This window comes from Nocardioides dilutus, from assembly GCF_054779555.1.
Map to the genome: position 1 here is coordinate 98,960 of NZ_BAAGYA010000003.1, position 16,524 is coordinate 115,483.

20 protein-coding genes are annotated in these 16,524 nt (G+C 71.8%); 7 read left to right on the forward strand and 13 right to left on the reverse strand.

Annotated features, from left to right (window positions below; translation table 11 throughout):
* Positions 1–37 precede the first annotated feature (37 nt).
* Genes ACYVC6_RS16220 through ACYVC6_RS16230 form a run of 3 tightly spaced genes read left to right on the forward strand, consistent with a single transcriptional unit; the run spans position 38 to position 1,151 of the window.
* Positions 38–223 (forward strand): SPOR domain-containing protein, encoded by a 186-nt coding sequence (locus ACYVC6_RS16220; RefSeq protein ID WP_460715457.1) that lies wholly within the window; start codon positions 38–40, stop codon positions 221–223.
* A gap of 4 nt (positions 224–227) precedes the next feature.
* Positions 228–497, forward strand: a complete 270-nt coding sequence (locus ACYVC6_RS16225) for a hypothetical protein (RefSeq protein WP_460715458.1) — start codon at positions 228–230, stop codon at positions 495–497.
* A gap of 51 nt (positions 498–548) precedes the next feature.
* Entirely contained in the window at positions 549–1,151 is a 603-nt protein-coding gene (locus tag ACYVC6_RS16230) for a hypothetical protein (RefSeq protein WP_460715459.1), read from the forward strand.
* Here ACYVC6_RS16230 and ACYVC6_RS16235 read toward each other — a convergent pair whose 3' ends face one another.
* From ACYVC6_RS16235 to ACYVC6_RS16245, 3 genes are read right to left on the reverse strand one after another with little or no spacing between them, the layout of a single operon-like run.
* Positions 1,152–2,333, reverse strand: a complete 1,182-nt coding sequence (locus tag ACYVC6_RS16235; protein ID WP_460715460.1) for a PQQ-dependent sugar dehydrogenase — start codon at positions 2,331–2,333, stop codon at positions 1,152–1,154.
* Positions 2,334–2,359: 26 nt separating this feature from the next.
* Positions 2,360–2,536 (reverse strand): DUF1059 domain-containing protein, encoded by a 177-nt coding sequence (locus tag ACYVC6_RS16240; protein ID WP_460715462.1) that lies wholly within the window; start codon positions 2,534–2,536, stop codon positions 2,360–2,362.
* A gap of 27 nt (positions 2,537–2,563) precedes the next feature.
* A complete protein-coding gene (locus ACYVC6_RS16245) occupies positions 2,564–3,457 on the reverse strand; it encodes a sensor histidine kinase (protein ID WP_460715463.1) in 894 nt (297 codons plus the stop codon).
* A gap of 243 nt (positions 3,458–3,700) precedes the next feature.
* On the opposite strand from ACYVC6_RS16245, the gene ACYVC6_RS16250 reads away from it, so the two are divergent.
* Positions 3,701–4,702: a DUF5995 family protein gene (locus ACYVC6_RS16250; RefSeq protein ID WP_460715464.1), complete on the forward strand. Its 1,002-nt coding sequence runs from the start codon at positions 3,701–3,703 to the stop codon at positions 4,700–4,702.
* Here the strand turns inward: ACYVC6_RS16250 and panB are convergent.
* From panB to ACYVC6_RS16285, 7 genes are all read right to left on the reverse strand, one after another.
* Entirely contained in the window at positions 4,699–5,559 is an 861-nt protein-coding gene (panB, locus tag ACYVC6_RS16255; RefSeq protein ID WP_460715465.1) for a 3-methyl-2-oxobutanoate hydroxymethyltransferase, read from the reverse strand. The genes ACYVC6_RS16250 and panB overlap by 4 nt on opposite strands.
* A gap of 132 nt (positions 5,560–5,691) precedes the next feature.
* Entirely contained in the window at positions 5,692–6,324 is a 633-nt protein-coding gene (locus ACYVC6_RS16260) for a GTP cyclohydrolase II (protein WP_460715466.1), read from the reverse strand.
* Positions 6,312–7,025, reverse strand: a complete 714-nt coding sequence (locus ACYVC6_RS16265; RefSeq protein WP_460715467.1) for a RibD family protein — start codon at positions 7,023–7,025, stop codon at positions 6,312–6,314. Before ACYVC6_RS16265 ends, ACYVC6_RS16260 begins: the two co-directional genes overlap by 13 nt.
* The gene (locus ACYVC6_RS16270; RefSeq protein WP_460715468.1) at positions 7,018–7,854 is read right to left on the reverse strand and encodes a lysylphosphatidylglycerol synthase transmembrane domain-containing protein; all 837 of its coding nucleotides are present in this window, start codon (positions 7,852–7,854) and stop codon (positions 7,018–7,020) included. Before ACYVC6_RS16270 ends, ACYVC6_RS16265 begins: the two co-directional genes overlap by 8 nt.
* A complete protein-coding gene (locus ACYVC6_RS16275) occupies positions 7,851–8,855 on the reverse strand; it encodes a glycosyltransferase family 4 protein (protein ID WP_460715469.1) in 1,005 nt (334 codons plus the stop codon). The genes ACYVC6_RS16270 and ACYVC6_RS16275 overlap by 4 nt, the downstream gene beginning before the upstream one ends.
* A complete protein-coding gene (locus ACYVC6_RS16280; RefSeq protein WP_460715470.1) occupies positions 8,852–9,232 on the reverse strand; it encodes a 6-pyruvoyl trahydropterin synthase family protein in 381 nt (126 codons plus the stop codon). Before ACYVC6_RS16280 ends, ACYVC6_RS16275 begins: the two co-directional genes overlap by 4 nt.
* Positions 9,229–10,224, reverse strand: coding sequence for a zinc-dependent alcohol dehydrogenase (locus ACYVC6_RS16285; protein ID WP_460715471.1), 996 nt, complete (start codon positions 10,222–10,224; stop codon positions 9,229–9,231). Before ACYVC6_RS16285 ends, ACYVC6_RS16280 begins: the two co-directional genes overlap by 4 nt.
* An 80-nt stretch (positions 10,225–10,304) precedes the next feature.
* Here ACYVC6_RS16285 and ACYVC6_RS16290 point away from each other — a divergent pair, with 80 nt between their 5' ends.
* Positions 10,305–10,889, forward strand: a complete 585-nt coding sequence (locus ACYVC6_RS16290; RefSeq protein ID WP_460715472.1) for a CDP-alcohol phosphatidyltransferase family protein — start codon at positions 10,305–10,307, stop codon at positions 10,887–10,889.
* Complete coding sequence (locus tag ACYVC6_RS16295; protein ID WP_460715473.1) at positions 10,882–12,507, forward strand: alkaline phosphatase family protein; 1,626 nt, start codon at positions 10,882–10,884, stop codon at positions 12,505–12,507. Before ACYVC6_RS16290 ends, ACYVC6_RS16295 begins: the two co-directional genes overlap by 8 nt.
* Here the strand turns inward: ACYVC6_RS16295 and ACYVC6_RS16300 are convergent.
* From ACYVC6_RS16300 to ACYVC6_RS16310, 3 genes are all read right to left on the reverse strand, one after another.
* The gene (locus tag ACYVC6_RS16300) at positions 12,500–13,255 is read right to left on the reverse strand and encodes an anti-sigma factor family protein (RefSeq protein WP_460715475.1); all 756 of its coding nucleotides are present in this window, start codon (positions 13,253–13,255) and stop codon (positions 12,500–12,502) included. The genes ACYVC6_RS16295 and ACYVC6_RS16300 overlap by 8 nt on opposite strands.
* Positions 13,252–13,761 carry a sigma-70 family RNA polymerase sigma factor gene (locus tag ACYVC6_RS16305; RefSeq protein ID WP_460715476.1) on the reverse strand — a complete coding sequence of 170 codons (510 nt, stop codon included), beginning with the start codon at positions 13,759–13,761 and terminating at the stop codon, positions 13,252–13,254. Before ACYVC6_RS16305 ends, ACYVC6_RS16300 begins: the two co-directional genes overlap by 4 nt.
* Before the next feature lie 72 nt (positions 13,762–13,833).
* Entirely contained in the window at positions 13,834–14,322 is a 489-nt protein-coding gene (locus ACYVC6_RS16310) for a VOC family protein (protein WP_460715477.1), read from the reverse strand.
* A gap of 73 nt (positions 14,323–14,395) precedes the next feature.
* Between ACYVC6_RS16310 and ACYVC6_RS16315 the strand changes: the two genes are divergently transcribed.
* Entirely contained in the window at positions 14,396–16,435 is a 2,040-nt protein-coding gene (locus ACYVC6_RS16315; RefSeq protein WP_460715479.1) for an NAD(+) synthase, read from the forward strand.
* Positions 16,436–16,524: the final 89 nt, after the last annotated feature.

Genomic DNA, 16,524 nt, shown 5'->3' on the forward strand with positions numbered 1-16,524 from the left:
CCCTACAAAGCGTGGGGCCCGCGATAGTTTCGGGCACATGACGAAGTACTGGTTCTGCCTCAACCACCACGCCGTGGAGGGTCCGGACGGGTGCGCCTACAAGGACCGGCTCGGTCCCTACGCGTCCGAGGCCGAGGCCGCGCGGGCGCTGGAGAAGGTCAAGGAACGCAACGAGGCGTGGGACAACGACCCCCGATGGAACGACGACGTGGTGGAGGACTGACCGGGTGGCGATCCAGGACCGACGGATCTCGCCCTGGGGGTTCGTCGGCGTGGCCGGCATGGCCGCCATGTTCTTCCCCTACGCCGCCAGCGGTCTGGTCGCGCCCTACTGGGCCGTCGGGGTCCTCATCGTGGTGTGGCTGGTCCAGATGGTGGTGACCTGCCGATGGTTCATGACGTACCCCAAGCGCACCCTGGTGATGCCGGTCGTGGCTCTTGTCGTGTGGATCGGCGCGATCGCCGCCGGCGGCGCGTTCCTCGACTGGACGGCGTAGCGCTCGACGCCGGATCGCGGGACCCTGGCCTCCCCACTCGAGGAGGATCCCATGCCCGTACGACGTCATCTCACCTTCGCCAACATCGCCTCGGCCACCGCCCTGGTCGTCGCGGTCACCGGAGTCGGCGGACTTGCCGTCGCCGACCAGGACATCGGTCTCGGGAAGGCACTGGCGAAGGACTCGGTGAGGTCCAAGCAGATCAAGAACCGCACCGTCAAGACGGTCGATCTCAAGGACGGTGCGATCACCGGCCGTCAGGTGGCGAACGGTTCGCTGGGCGGTGCCGACATTGACGAGGCGTCGCTTGGACAAGTGCCAGCGGCGTCGACGGCGGTCTCCTCCGGTGTCGCAGCCGACTCTGGCGACGTGCTGCGTGCTGTGGTCCGGTCCAACGGGACTCTGGTCGTCGAGAGGTCCGAGGGCGCGATCGCGTCGACCGGCAGCAACGGCGCCAATGTGGTGACCTTCGACCGCGACGTGTCGATGTGCACGTACGCGGTCCAGGTGGGTGGGCTCACCGATGACACGTTCGTCCATCATGCCTCCGCGGCACCGACCAGCTCGGGGGTCTCCATGGTGCGGGTGGGCTTGTACCGCAACGACAACCACGCCTTTGAAGGCGCTCCGTTCAACCTGCTCGTCGTGTGCTGACTAGGCGGGCGTGACCCGGAGGATCGAGTCGGAGCCGCCGCCGTTGGACGTCGTGACGAGCAGCGCGCCGTCGGGGGCCAACGTCACACCGCGCAGCCGGCCGAACTTGCGCAGCGCGGCCGGCACCCGGGTCCGCTTCAGGGTGCCCGAGCTGTCGAAGGTCATGAAGATGACGCGGCTGGCCTTGAGGCAGGCGACGGCGAGCGCGCCGTCGAACCCGCGCCACCCGTCGCCGTAGACGAAGGCGGCGCCAGAGGTGGCCACCGTGGGGGAGCCGGAGCTCCACCTGGCGTCGATCTGGGTGCCCGGGAGACCGTGGTCGGTCATCGGGACCGACTCGTTGTAGCCGGGGACCGGGTTCCACCCGTAGTCGCCGCCGTTGACGAGCAGGTTGACCTCGTCGTCGCGGTCCGGGCCGTGCTCGACCGACCAGAGCGAGCCGTCCGCGCGCTCGGCCAGACCCTGGACGTTGCGGTGGCCGAAGGTGTGCACGAAGCGTCGGGGGGAGCTCGCCCCGGCGTAGGGGTTGCTCGGCCAGGGGGCGCCGCTGAAGCGGTTGAGGCGAAGCGTCTTGCCGCCCAGGGAGTCGAGGTTGCGCGGGTTGGTGCCGACAGCGGCGTCACCGGTGCCGACGAGCAGCGAGCCGTCCTCGGCGATGAGGAGGCGGCACCCGCCGTGCCGGCCGCTGGTGGTCGGGAGGCCCTTGACCAGGACCTTCTCCTTGCGGATGTGGCGCGCCTTGGCGTCGAGAGACCAGGCGATCACCCGGATGTCGTGGCCGCCGCCGCGGCGCCAGCCCTGGCAGGTGTAGACGCGGCCGTTGTCGGCGTGGTCGGGGTCGACCGCGAGGCCGAGCAGGCCGGTCTCGCCGGAGACCCAGATCCGGTGGCTCGGGAAGCCCTTGACCTTGCGGGTCTTGCCGTTCTTCCAGGTCGACAGGGTGGCGCGGTTGCGCTGGGTGAACAGCAGCTTGCCGCTGCCGATCGACTTCACGTCCCAGGGCAGGTCGAGGCCTCTGACGAGTTTGCGGACCTTGAGGGACGGCGCCTTGGCGTACGTCGCCTCGGCCGGTGTGGCCGCGGCTGAACCCGCGCGAGTGTCAGCGACGGGGTGCGCCTGGGTGGGAGCGGCGCAGAGGGAGAGGGCGAGGGCGGCGGCGGCGACCGGGGGGAGAAGGCGCATGAACCTCACCGTAGCCCTCGCCGACCTCATGCTGGAACGATGTTGGCCCCGATCGCCTCGAGCATCTCGGGGGTGACGTCGGTGACGCCGTGGTCCTCGCGGGCGTGCCGCGTGACCTGCTCCAGGATCCGCTCGCGGCTGTCGTCCTCGAAGCGCGCCGAGCAGCCCGGAACGGCGTCTCCGCAAGAGAGCTTGAACTTCATCTGTCTCCTCTTTCGTTAGCGATTTCCCTAGTGAGTTTCGTCAGCGATCCCGAGCCCTGGTAGCTCGCTATCGGGTTGCCGTGGCAGCCGCGCGTAGAGCACGGTGCCGTCCTCATCGCCCTCTGCCCCGAGGAAACCGCCGTGAGCCACGACGAGGGCACGCGCCAGGTAGAGGCCGTCTGTCACGCCGGTCGTGTCGTCATTGGCATCGAAGGGGTCGAACAGCGCGCGCAGGACGATCGGGCTGATCGGGGAGCCCTCGCGGACGATGCGGATCTCGTGCCACGACCCGGCCTCGACGACATCGATGGCCACCGTGTCGGGCTGGGGATCGCGGCGCATCGTGGACCAAAGGTCGCGGAGCACCCGGCCGAGAAGCCGAGGGTCGGCTTGGACGGTCACGTCGGCACCGATGCGCACCTCCGGGCTTCCCTCGAGGTGCCGGGTCAGGGCGGAGACGTCGACGGGCTCGAGGGTGACCTGGATCAGGCCGAGGGAGGTGGACGCGGCGAGCTCGACGTCGTAGATGTGCTCGGACAGCCGGGCGAGCGCGCCCAGCAGCCGTTGCAGCGAGTCGGCGGCCCGGTCCTCGGAGAGGCCACCCTCGGCCAGGGTCAGCGCCCACCCCTTGGCGACCGCCATCGGGGTGCGCAGCTCGTGGGCGAGCGCGGCCATGAAGCGGTCGCGCTGGCGGGCGGCGTCCGGGTCGGGCTGGTTGGTGATCGCGCCGGACCCGGCGACCACGAAGTCACCGACCCAGCGGTGCACCAGCGAGGACTCGATGTCCCACTCGCGGGCCACGTCCTCGACCGTCCGGCCCCTGAGGACGGCGAGCACCATGGAGACACGAGGGTCCACGTGCGTGGGCGTGCTGTCGCCGCGCAGCAGCTGCGGTCGCGCAAGCCTCGGCGCCTCGGTCATCGCATCCCTCGAACTGGGCGTGTCGCCCATCTGTCGAAACTCCCTCACCCACAACCACCCGAGAAGGATGTGAGCCCTGAGACAAGGTAGCCGGACGGGGTTCGGTTCGGGCGAGATATGGGCGGGTTGTCGGAAGAGCGCGTCTAGACCTGCCGGCCCAATCTTGGCGAATCTGTGGCGCTCGTGTGGACGGATCGAGAAGATCGCCTCCTCGGGCAAAGCACACCCTGGGGAGGGAGTCTCATGCTCGCGAAGTCCTTGCGTCCGCGCGTCCGGATGGTGGCCGCGGCGGTCGCGTCAGCGTTGTCCATCTCGCTCGCACCTGGTCTGACGGCGAGCACCGCGCACGCCGACGGCGCGCTGCCGTACGTGCCCTGGTCGTCCTACCTCGCCGGCTGGACCGACGAGTACGTGCCCACCAGCGAGAACGACTGCGTCGCCGGCCGCAGCAACTGCCTGAAGGCGACCCTCAAGGAGCTGAGCCGGATCGCGGACTCCACCGCGAGCAGCTGCGGTCACGACGCGGTGTTCGCCCGCGCCTACCTCCGGATGACCCAGCTCTACGGGCACACCCGCGAGATCCCCGGCTACTACGAAGACCTGCCGGCGTTCAACCACCTCGACGCCGTCTTCGCGAAGTACTACTTCGACGCCTACAACGGCTGGAAGAGCGGCAACCGCTCGGCGGTGCCCCACTCCTGGCTGGTCGCGCTCGATGCGGCGAAGAACAAGACGGTGACGGGCTCAGGCGACCTGTTGCTCGGGATGAACGCCCACATCAACCGTGACCTTGCGTTCGTGCTGGCCGCCACCGGCCTCATCACCCCGGACGGCTCGTCGATCAAGGGTGACTACGACGCGGTGGAGCAGTGGCTCTACGACGCCACGGCACCGCTGATGGCCGAGTTCGCGGCCAGGTTCGACCCCACGATGGACGACTCCAACGACCCGCTGGGGCTCGGCTACTGGGGCACGTTCCAGATGGTCTCGAGCTGGCGCGAGGCCGCGTGGCGCAACGCCGAGGCGCTGGTGTCGGCACCGACGGAGTCGGATCGGGCCCTGGTCGCCGCGTCCATCGAGGCCGAGGCCAACGCCGTCGCCGAGAGCCTGCTGCTCACCCAGGCCTACAACCCGCCGTTCACCTCCACCACCGCGCGCGACGCCTACTGCGCGGTGCACAAGGGCGACGCCCCGCCGATGGCCTACGACTTCGGCTACGCGAGCCCATGGGGGTGGGCGTACTAGAAGGTGTGCTCGGGGCCGGGGAAGGTGCCGGCCTTGACGTCCTCGGCGTAGGCCCTGGCGGCGTCGAGGAGGACGCCGTGCACGTCGGCGTACTGCTTGACGAACTTGGCCATCCGGCCGGTCCGCAGGCCGAAGGCGTCCTGCCACACGAGCACCTGGCCATCGGTCTCGTTGCCGGCGCCGATGCCGATCGTGGGGATTCGGAGCTTGCGGGTGATCTCGCCGGCGACGTCGCCGGGCACCATCTCCATGACGACCGCGAACGCGCCGGCGTCCTGGATGGCCTCCGCGTCGGCGAGCACCCGGGCCGCGGTCTCGCCGCGGCCCTGCACGCGGTAGCCGCCGAGCGCGTGCTCGCTCTGCGGGGTGAACCCGATGTGCGCCATGACCGGGATGCCCCCGCGGGTGAGCTTCTCGATCTGAGGCACCATCTCGACGCCGCCCTCGAGCTTGACGCAGTGGGCGCCGCCCTCCTTCATGAACCGGACCGCGGTGAGGTAGGCCTGCTCGGGCGAGGCCTGGTAGGAGCCGAAGGGCAGGTCGCCGACGACCAGGGCGCGCTTGGTGGCGCGACTGACCGCGCGGGTGAGCGGGATCAGCTCGTCGACCGTGACCGGCAGCGAGGTCTCGTTGCCATAGACGTTGTTGGACGCGCTGTCCCCGACGAGCAGCACGTCGATGCCGGCCTCGTCGAAGGTCTGCGCGGCGTACTGCTCGTACGCCGTCAGCATCGTGAACCGCTCCCCGCGCTCCTTCATCTCGCGCAGGTGGTGGGTGCGCACCTTCTTGACCGGCGCGGGGGCCGCGGTCGGGCCGCTGCCGTAGGGCGCGGTCTCCTCGGGTGAGGGCTGGGTCATCCCTGTGCTCATCAGGGGCTCCGTTCGTGCGCGGTCTCGCAGCTCCCTGGTGGAGTCCCCGGACCGTCACTCAGGCTAACGCCGGAAGAGGCCCACAGATCCTGTGTCGCTGCTCACGCGAGCCTTCCGCGGTCAGGCCGGCCGGGTGGTTCCCAGGTCGAGGCCGTGCAGGCCGCGGTGGGCCTTCGCGGCCAGGTAGCTGCGGTTGGTCGCGCAGAGGTGGACCGCGGTGGGTACCCGTTCGGTCACGTCGATCCCGTGGGCGGTGAGCTGCGTCGCCTTGTCGGGGTTGTTGCTGAGCAGCCGGACCCGACGTGCGCCGAGCGCCCCCAGCATCTGCGCGGCGACGGTGTAGTCACGCTCGTCCTCGGCGTACCCCAGCGCGAGGTTGGCGTCGTAGGTGTCGAGCCCCTCGTCCTGGAGGGCGTATGCGTCGAGCTTGGCGTAGAGCCCGATGCCGCGACCCTCCTGGCGGAGGTAGAGCAGGTAGCCGCCGGCGGCCTCGACCCGCTCCACCGACTCGCGCAGCTGCGGGCCGCAGTCGCAGCGGCGGCTGCCGAGCACGTCACCGGTGAGGCACTCGCTGTGCACCCGCACCAGGGGCACCGGTCCCGGGTCGCCCAGCGACAGCGCGATGTGCTCGCCCGCGTCGACGAGACCCTCGAAGCTCATCACCTCCGCGGCGCACTCGAAGCCGTCGGCGAGCCGCAGCGGTAGGCGGACGCGGGTGCGGATGCCGGCGGGCGCGGCCGTCACGATGCCCACCGGGACAGCTCGGCGGCGTCGAAGCGCGCGGACAGGGCGTATCGGAGCAGAGCGACGTCACCGATGGGACGGGTCTCGACGAGCTCGGCCCGACGGCCGGCGGAGCAGGGGAAGGTCCCGGGGCCGACGAACCGGGTCGCCTCGGGGTTGCCGACGAAGAAGGGCGCGACGACGAGCTGGAGCTCGTCTGCGAGTCCTAGGCGGAGGAGCTGGGTGTGCACCGAGCCACCGCCCTCGACCATCAGCCGCCGCACCCCGCGTTGGTAGAGGTCGTCGCTGACCGCGTCCAGCCGGACCGGTCTGCCTCCGTCGACCACGGTGGCGACTGCGTCGAGCTGCTCGCGCGCCATCGAAACCGTGTCGCTGCCGCAGTAGACCAGCTTGGTGCCGGTCCCCGCGGTGAAGAACCGCGCCTCGGCGTCGAGCTTGGCCCGCTCGGTGACAGTGACCTTCACCGGCTGGTCCGGCAGGCCCGACGCGCGGCGGGCGCGGATGCGGCGGGCGTCACGCACGAGCAGCCGCGGGTCGTCGTGGCGTACGGTCGCCGCGCCGACGAGGATCGCGTCGCACGCCGCCCGCAGGGCATCGACCCGGTCGAAGTCCTCATCGTTGGACAGCAGCAACCGTTGCTCGGACGCGTCGTCGAGGTAGCCGTCGAGCGACATGCAGCACGACAGCACGGTGTAGGGACGCTCAGCCATGGGCCACCGCCGTCCGAGCGGGCCTGAGCACCACGAGCAGCCCGGGTAGCGTCGCGACGAGCGACATCACCCCGTAGGTCACCGCGACGGTGAGCCCGGTGTCGGCACCGAGACCGACGGCGGCGAACGCCCATGCCGCGACCCCCTCCCGGGGCCCCCAGCCTGCCACGCCGATGGGCACCGACGAGGCGACCAGCACGAGCGCGCCCAGCGGGAGCAGCTCCAGAAGGGGCACCGCGACCCCGGCGGCCCTGGTGGCCACCACGAAGACCAGCAGGTGCCCGGCGCTCGCCACCACGGACAACAGCGCCACGCGGGCCAGCAACCCGGGGGAGCGCAGATGCCGGACCTGCCGCCTGGCCAGGAGGAGGACGACGAGGACCCCAGCGATCGCCGCCGCAGCGACCACCCCTGCGGTCCAGCCGGCGGCCGACGGAAGCAGGACGAGGAGCGCGATCGTCAGGGCGGCCTGCGCGAGCTGGCCGAGTCCCCGCTCCCACACGACGGCGCGAAGGCCGTGGCGGATGCCTCGGTCGACGTCGCCGACGACGCCGAGCGGGAGCGTCGCGTTGACGAGCTGGGAGCGGTAGTAGGACCGGTACGCCGCGCCCTCGGGCAACCGGTCGCCGAGGCAGGCCGCGACGAGGCGCCAGCGCCGGGCGCAGCACCACGTCGTGCCCGCGGTGACGACCAGGGCGACGACCAGCGCCGGCACGCTCGTGGCCCGCAGCCCGGCCAGCACGGGCTCCGAGCCCAGTCGGACGGCCAGCGCCCCCAGGATCGCGACACCGGCCAGCAGCCGCAGCCAGCGCCACCAGGTCACCGTCACCGGGCCACCTCCCGCACGCGGAGGAGAACCGTCGCGAGCTCGGCCGTGGTCTTCGCCCAGCCGGTCAGGGTGAGGCGCCGCTGCCCGGCTGCCCGCCGAAGCCGCCGGCGGAGCAGCGGGTCGGTGAGCCAGCTCCGCAGCGCCGAGGCGAGCGCATCGACGTCGTCCGGCCGCACCAGGAGGCCTGGCGTGCTCCCGTCCGCGACCTGGCCGAGCGCCTCGGGCACCCCGCCCACCGCTCCCGCGACGACGGGCAGGCCGTGCGCGAGAGCCTCGGTCACGACCATGCCGTAGCTCTCACCCCGCGACGCCAGCACGAGGACGTCCGCCTCGGCATAGGCCTTCCCGACCTCCTCACGGCTGCAGGGCCCCGCGAACCTCACCCGCTCGCCGATACCGAGGTCGGCGACCTGATCACGCACCGCCTCGACGAACCCGGGGTCGCGGTCCAGCGGGCCGACCAGCGTCAGGCGCCAGTCGAGGTCTCGCACCTGCGCCAGCGCGGCCACCAGCACGTCGTGGCCCTTGCCGGCCGTGAGCGCGGCGACGCACAGCAGATCGCCGCCACCCTCGGTGCCGGCCACCGGGTCGGCCATGTCGACCCCCGGTGGGGCGACGGCGACGAGGTGATCGGGCAGGCGGTAGTGCTCGAGCAGCCACTCCCGGGTCCAGCGGCTGGTGGTCACCACGGCCGACGCCGCCTCGAGCAGCCGACGTTCTCCGGCGGTGTCGAACGGCATGTGCACCAGGACCACCAGGGGCAGACGCTCCGTCTCGGGAAGGAGTACGTCGCTCGCGGCGGAGCCCACCAGCCCGTCGACCAGCACGAGCTCGCCGTCGGGGACGGCCGCCAGCAGCTCGGGCCTGGTCAGCTCGCGGACCTCCCACCCGAGCTCGGACAGGCCGTCGCGGACCCGGTAGTCGTAGATGTTGCCACCGCTGGGCCGGGTGGGGTCGTCGATGCCGATCGGGACGAGGAACCACACGGTCGGGGCTGTCACAGCGACCGCTCATAGCTCGCCCAGGCGATGTGGGACTCGTGCAAGGTGACGACCAGCCCCGTCGGACCGGTAGGCCCACTGCTGGCCGGGAACCGTTCGGCGAGGCGGTCCGCGACCCAGCGGGCGAGCAGCTCCGTCGAGGTGTTGGTGCCGGCGAACTGCTGCTCGTCGTCGAGGTTGCGGTAGTTCAGGTCCCCGAGCACCTGGTGGAGCTCCACCGCGGCGCGCCCGATGTCCACGAGGATCCCGTCCTCGTCCAGCTCCGGGCCTCGGAACGTCGCGTCCACGACGTACGTCGCCCCGTGCAGTCGCTGTGCCGGACCGAAGACCTCCCCGGTGAAGCTGTGCGCGACCATCACGTGGTCGCGCACCGTCACGCTGAACACGGCACCTCCGGGTAGGTGATCGCGTGGCACAGCGCGGCGCGTGCGCCGGAGCTCAGCTCCGCCATGAGCTCCGGCAGCTCGGCGAACGGCGAGGCGCCGGTGAGCAGCGCGTCGAACGCGTCGTCGCGCAGCAGCTGGAGGGCCAGCGCCAGCCGCTCGGACCGGGTGCGCCGGTGCCGGCGGGCGAGGGCCACCTCGCCGACCTGGCTGGCCCGAACCGCGAGCCGGCCGGTGTGGAACGCTCCGCCGAGGTCGAGGCGGACCGGGGTGTCGCCGTACCAGCTCAGGTCGACGACGTGACCGTCGGGCGCCAGGAGCTCGAGCGAGCGCTGCAGGCCCGCCGACGTCGCGCTCGCGTGCAGGACGAGGTCGAGGCCGTCGGGGGCGTCTGTGGGCAAGGCGAACCCGACGCCCAGCGCCGCGGCCGTGGGCGCGCGGTCCGGGTCGACGTCGACCAGCGTCGTCTCCACGCCGGGAAAAGCAGAAAGCAGGCGGGCGACGCAGCAGCCGACCATTCCGGCACCGACGACGGCGACCCGGTCACCGACCATCGGGGCGGCGTCCCAAAGCGCGTTCACCGCCGTCTCGACCGTGCCGGCGAGCACCGCCCGGGCGGGGGGCACGTCGTCGGGCACCACGACCGCGTCGGTCGCGGGCACGACGTACGCCGTCTGGTGCGGGTGCAGGCAGAAAACGGTGCGTCCCCGGAGCGCGGCAAGGCCGTCCTCGACCCGGCCGACGCTGAGGTAGCCGTACTTCACCGGCCCGGGGAACTCGCCGTCCTGGTGCGGGGCACGCATCCGGTCGTGCTGGTCCGCAGGGACGCCGCCACGGAAGACCAACGTCTCCGTGCCGCGGCTCACCCCGGAGACCAGCGTGCGCACGAGCACCTCACCGTCGCCGGGGGCGGGCACGGTCACCGGACGGATCTCGCCGCGCCCGGGCTCGCGAACCCAGAACGCCTGCTCTTGACCACCCACCACCAGCGCCACCTGCCCGCCCGGATGAACCGGAGCCCGTCGATGCCCGTATTGCCCCTGACACCCCAAGACACGGAGGCGCGGTGCATCGGGTTCAACGCGGGCCACGACGAGGTGGTCGCGGCTCCGCGGCCGACGTCGTCACCGGCTGTCGGATCCTCCTCGCCGGGCTCGTCGCGGTGTTCGCCGCCGTCGACGCGCCGCGGACCGCGCTGGCGGCCGTGCTGGTCACCGCTCTGCTCAGCGACTTCGTCGACGGCCGGATCGCGCGTGCGACGGGGACCGCCTCCCCGTTCGGCGCCCGCCTCGACATGGAGGCGGACGCGTTCCTCATCCTCGTGCTCAGCGCCGTCGTCGCGACCGACCACGGAGCCTGGGTGCTCGGTCTGGGCCTGGTGAGATACGTCTTCGCCGTCGTGGTCCACCTCGTCCCGCGCCTCCAGCACGAGCCGCCCCCGCGGCCGTGGTGCAAGGTGGTCGCCGCGTCGGTGGGCACCGTGCTCGCGGTCGCTGCGATCGGACTCCTGCCGTTCGCCGTGGAGACGGCAGCGCTCGTGCTGGTGGCTGTGCTCCTGGCCGAGTCGTTCGCCCACGAGGCCGTGGACCGTTGGCGGGTCGGTGCCCGGGCCCGGTCCGCCGTACCGATGCTCGGAGGCAGCCGTGGCTGAGCCGAGCCGGCTGCGCCGCGTGGGCTCCGTCGCGCTCACGGTGCTGGCGTTCGCCCTCGTGTGGCTGGCCCTGGTCGCGCCGGCCGACGTGGACCGGGTGAGCTGGCGTGCGGTGCTCCAGCTGCCGCTGGAGATCGTCGTGTTCGCCGGTCTGGCGCTGGTGCCGTGGCCGCGGGTGCGCACCGCCGCCGCTCTCGGGGTCGGTTTCGTCATCGCTCTGCTGCTGCTGGTCAAGGTGCTCGACCTGGGCTTCGGGGCCGTCTTCGACCGACGGTTCGACCCGGTGGGGGACTGGGCCTACCTCGGCCCAGGTGTCGGTGTGCTCGGCGACTCGATCGGGGACGGTTGGGCCCGCGCAGTCGCGGTGGGTGCAGCGCTGCTCGCGTTGGCCACGCTGGTCGGCCTCCCGCTCGCGGTGCTGCGGTTGACCCGGGTCGCCGTCGGCCGCCTGCGGCTGTCGGTGCCGGCGGCCGTCGCGGTCGGGCTGGCCTGGCTGCTGTTCTTCGCGACCGGGGTCGAGGCGCTCGACGGCGCGCCGGTCGCCTCGGCGAGCTCCGCGACGTTGACCCTCGACGAGGTCAAGCTGGTGCGCAGCGGCCTTGCCGACCATCGTCGGTTCGCCCGGGAGATCGGGCACGACGCCTACGGCGGGCTGCCCGACGACGCCCTGCTCGCCGGCCTCGAGGGCAAGGACGTGCTTCTCGTGTTCGTCGAGAGCTATGGCCGGGTCGCGGTGCAGGACTCGTCGTTCGCGCCCGGGGTGGTGAACGTCCTCGAGCGCGGTGACCGGCGGCTGCGCGCGGCCGGCTACTCCTCGCGCAGCGCGTTCCTCACCTCGCCCACCTTCGGCGCGGGCAGCTGGCTCGCTCATGCCACCTTGCAGTCCGGGCTGTGGGTGGACAGCGAGCGGCGCTACCGACAGCTCTTCGTCGAGGACCGGCTGACGCTGACCGACGCGTTCGGGCGAGCGGGCTGGCGCACCGCGTTCGACGTTCCCGCGAACACCGAGGACTGGCCCGAGGGCAAGGACTTCTATCGGTTCGACGCCTACTACGACTCCCGCAACGTCGGCTACCAGGGACCGGAGTTCGGCTACGCCCCGATGCCCGACCAGTACACGCTCGCCGACTTCCACCGTCGCGAGCTGGCCCCGACGGACCGGCCACCGGTGATGGCCGAGATCGACCTGATCTCGAGCCACCATCCGTGGACCCCGCTGCCCGAGCAGGTCGGTTGGGACGAGGTCGGGGACGGCTCGGTCTTCGACGGCATGCCGGAGCGGGGGCCGACATCGAAGGAGGTGTTCAGCGACCCGGAGGCGGTCAAGAAGGTCTACGGCGAGTCGATCGAGTACTCCCTCGACACCCTGACCTCCTACCTCGCCACCTACCCGGACCCCGACCTGGTCCTGGTCGTGCTCGGGGACCACCAGCCGCACTCCTACGTCAGTGGCCAGGACGCCGGCCGTGACGTCCCGGTGACCGTGATCGCCCAGGACCCGGCGGTGCTGGACCGGATCTCCGGCTGGGGATGGCACGACGGCCTGCTCCCGCCCCCCGAGGCACCGGTCTGGCGGATGGACGTCTTCCGCGACCGCTTCCTCGAGGCCTTCAGCTGAGCACGAGGACCTGTTGGCCCGTGGAGGTCTGGACCTCGACCGACACGATGTCGTCGCGGTCGGCCGAGCTCGCGCCCGTGACCTGCACCGTCCGGCCGGGCAGTGCCTTCCAGGAGGCGACCTGCTCGACGGTTCCATCGGCCGTGTGCACCAGCATCGTGTACGTCGACCAGCGCGGGTCGGCGTAGTCGCTGTCCTGCTCCGCATAGCGGCACGTCAGGTCCAGGCGGGTGCCCCAGCTGACCTGGGTCAGCGACACCCATCCGGAGATCGGCACGTTGCCGACCGGGCGCATCGCTTCCGGTGGCGCGGTCGAGGGTGCGGCCGAGGGCGCGGTCGAGGTCGCCGTCACGGTCGGCTCCGGGGTCGGCGCTGCGCTCGGCGGGGAGTCGTCGGCGCCGACCGTGGCGAAGCCGACCGCGGCCACCGTGGCCGCTGCGGCGACCCCGACCAGCCCGGCGGTCACCCAGGTCCGACGGCGCTGCGTGCGTCGTGCGCGCCGCACCAGCCCCGGCAGCAGGGTGTCCGGGACCGGGTGAGGCAGCTGGCCGGGGTCGAGGATCTCGACCGGCACGCGGGCCAGGAGGCCGGGAATGCCGGCCAGCTCGCGTACGGCCTGCGCGCAGTCGCGACACGTGGGCAGGTGGCGCTCGAAGGCGACCCGCTCCTCGGGGGACAAGGCGCCGAGGACGTAGGCCGCGTCCTCGTGGGCGTGCGGACAGGCGGTGGTGATGTCGAGCTCGGTCACGACGCCACCCCCATCTCCTGCAGGGCGAGGCGCAGGGCGCGCAGCGCGTAGTGGGTGCGGGACTTCACGGTGCCCTCGGGCACCCCGAGGCGGCGCGCGGCCTCGGCGACCGAGCAACCGCGGTAGTAGCACTCGAGGAGCACGGCGCGGTGCTCGGCGGAGAGCTGGGTGACGGCCTCGGCGACCACCCACGACTGGAGCAGCTGGTCTGTCTGGTCGACGGGGTCACCCTCCTCGGGCACCTCGGCCACCGCGCGCTCGTTCTGCGAGCGCTTGCTGCGCCACTCGTCGATGACGATGTTGCGCGCCACCGTGAACAGCCACGAGCGCACCGAGCCCCGCGACTGGTCCAGCGCCGGGAGGTTCTGCCACGCGCGGAGCAGGGTCTCCTGGGCGACGTCCTCGGCGCGCACCGGGTCGCCGGTCAGGTGCAGGCAGAACCCCCACAGTGCAGCGGCGTACTCGTCGTGCATCTGTTGCATGAGCGCCGTCGGGTCCTCGGGCATGACACCTCCACCCCATGACACGGATGGCCACGGAGGTCGGTTCAGTGTCCCCCGGACGCCGACCAAGCCGGGTCACACGTGGTCGGCGGCCGCCTCGAGCTCGGCGATGACGATCTTGCGCTGGCCGAACATCGCCTGGGTGGCGGCCCGGGCGCGCGCCGGGTCGGGGTCGGAGATCAGCTCGTAGAGGCGGGTCGGGACGACCTGCCAGGAGAGGCCGAACCTGTCCTTCAGCCACCCGCACACCGACTCCTCGCCGCCGCCGGCCAGCAGGCTGTGCCAGTAGTGGTCGACCTCGGCCTGGTCGCGACAGTTGACGGAGAACGAGATGGCCTCGGTGAAGCGGAACTCCGGGCCGCCGTTGATGCCGCGGAACGTCAGGCCGTCGATGGTGAACTCACCAGCCATCACCGAGCCCGGCTCACCTGGCCCGGCGTCGGTGTAGCGGGTCAGGTGGCCGATCGAGGAGTTCGGGAAGATCTTGGTGTAGAACTCCGCGGCTTCCTCGAGCTCGCTGTCGAACCAGAGGCAGGGGTTGATGGTGCCGCCCTCGATGCTCATGCCGTTTCGACCGGGCGAGCGTCACGAACTCATCGAAGCCTCCGCTGAGACCCTGGCCTCCTAGACTCGCCACGTGGACTTCTACTCGGCGTACGCGCACGGGTTCGCGCGGGTCGCGGCGTGCACGCTGCCGGTGACGGTCGCCGATCCCGCGGCCAACGCGGCGCAGGTCGTGGCGATGGCCCAGGAGGCCCACGAGGACGGCGTCGCCGTCGCGGTGTTCCCGGAGCTGTGCCTGACCGGCTACGCCATCGACGACCTGTTCCTCCAGGACACGCTGCTCGACGCCACGCTCCGGGCCATCGACGACGTGGTGGCCGCGTCGGCGGACCTGCGACCGGTGCTGGTCGTGGGGGCGCCGCTGGTGTTCGGCACCCGGGTGCTCAACTGCGCGGTGATCGTCCACCGCGGGCGGGTCCTCGGCGTCGCGCCGAAGTCATACCTGCCGACCTACCGGGAGTTCTACGAGCGGCGCTGGTTCGCGCCCGGCGACGACCACCGCGGGCGGTCGATCACGTTGGCGGGTCAGACGGTGCCGTTCGGGCCCGACCTGATCTTCCGGGCCACCGACGTTCCCGACCTCGCCCTCCACGTGGAGGTCTGCGAGGACATGTGGGTGCCCATCCCGCCCAGCGCCGAGGCCTCGCTCGCCGGCGCGACCGTGCTCGCCAATCTGTCGGGCAGCCCCATCACCATCTCTCGCGCCGAGGACCGCACCCTGCTGGTGCGCAGCGCCAGCGCGCGCTGCAGCGCGGCGTACGTCTTCGCCGCCGCCGGCCAGGGCGAGTCGACGACCGACCTCTCCTGGGACGGCCAGACCATGGTCTACGAGTGCGGCGACCTGCTCGCCGAGGGCGACCGGTTCCCCGAGAGCGCGCGGATGACCGTGGCCGACGTGGACCTGGAACGCATCCGGCAGGAGCGGATCCGCCAGGGCACCTTCGACGACAACCGGCGGACGCACGACGGCCGGGTCCGGGAGTTCCGCACCGTCGAGCTCGAGCTCCAGCCGCCCAGCGGCGACATCGGGCTGCGCCGCAAGGTCGACCGGTTCCCGTTCGTGCCCGACGACCCGGAGCGGCTGGCCCTCGACTGCTACGAGGCCTACAACATCCAGGTCTCCGGGCTCGAGCAGCGGCTGTCGTACATCGGCGAGCCCAAGGTGGTGATCGGGGTCAGCGGCGGGCTCGACTCGACCCACGCTCTGATCGTCTCCGCGCGGGCCATGGACCGGCTGGGCCGTCCGCGCAGCGACATCCACGCGTTCTCGATGCCGGGCTTCGCGACGGGGGACACCACCCGCTCGTACGCCACCCGGCTGGCCAAGTCGCTGGGGGTGACGTTCGAGGAGATCGACATCACCGCCTCGGCGCGGCAGATGCTGACCGACATCGACCACCCCTTCGCGGACGGCAGGGAGGTCTACGACGTCACCTTCGAGAACGTCCAGGCCGGCCTGCGCTACGACTACCTGTTCCGGCTCGCCAACCACCGCGGCGGCATCGTGGTCGGCACCGGCGACCTGTCCGAGCTGGCGCTGGGCTGGTGCACCTACGGCGTGGGCGACCAGATGTCGCACTACAACGTCAACGCGGGCGTGCCGAAGACCCTGGTGCAGCACCTGATCCGCTGGGTCGCGGGCCACGGCGAGTTCGACGAGGACACCAACGCGTTGCTGCGGGAGATCGTCGAGCAGGAGATCACCCCCGAGCTGATCCCGACCCGCGAGGACGAGCTGCCGCAGTCGACCGAGATGTCCGTGGGCCCCTACAACCTCCAGGACTTCACGCTCTTCCACGTCCTCCGCCGGGGCGCGCGGCCGACCCGGATCGCGTTCCTCGCCTGGCACGCGTGGCGGGACGCGGCGGCCGGCGACTGGCCGCCGGCCTTCCCCGAGTCGCGTCGCGTGGCCTACGACCTCGGCGAGGTGCGCCACTGGCTGGAGGTGTTCGTCCGGCGGTTCTTCGCCAACCAGTTCAAGCGCTCAGCGCTGCCCAACGGGCCCAAGGTGGCGGCCGGCGGCACCATGTCACCTCGCGGCGACTGGCGGATGCCCTCCGACGCGAGCCCCGCGGCGTGGCTGGCAGACCTGGACAACGTGCCCACCGGCTGACCGTCCGTCGTCGAGACTCACGGATTGGTCGTCCCGAGGCCGCGAGGACAGCCATTTGGTGGGTCTCGACGCCCGCCGGCCGTCGCGCC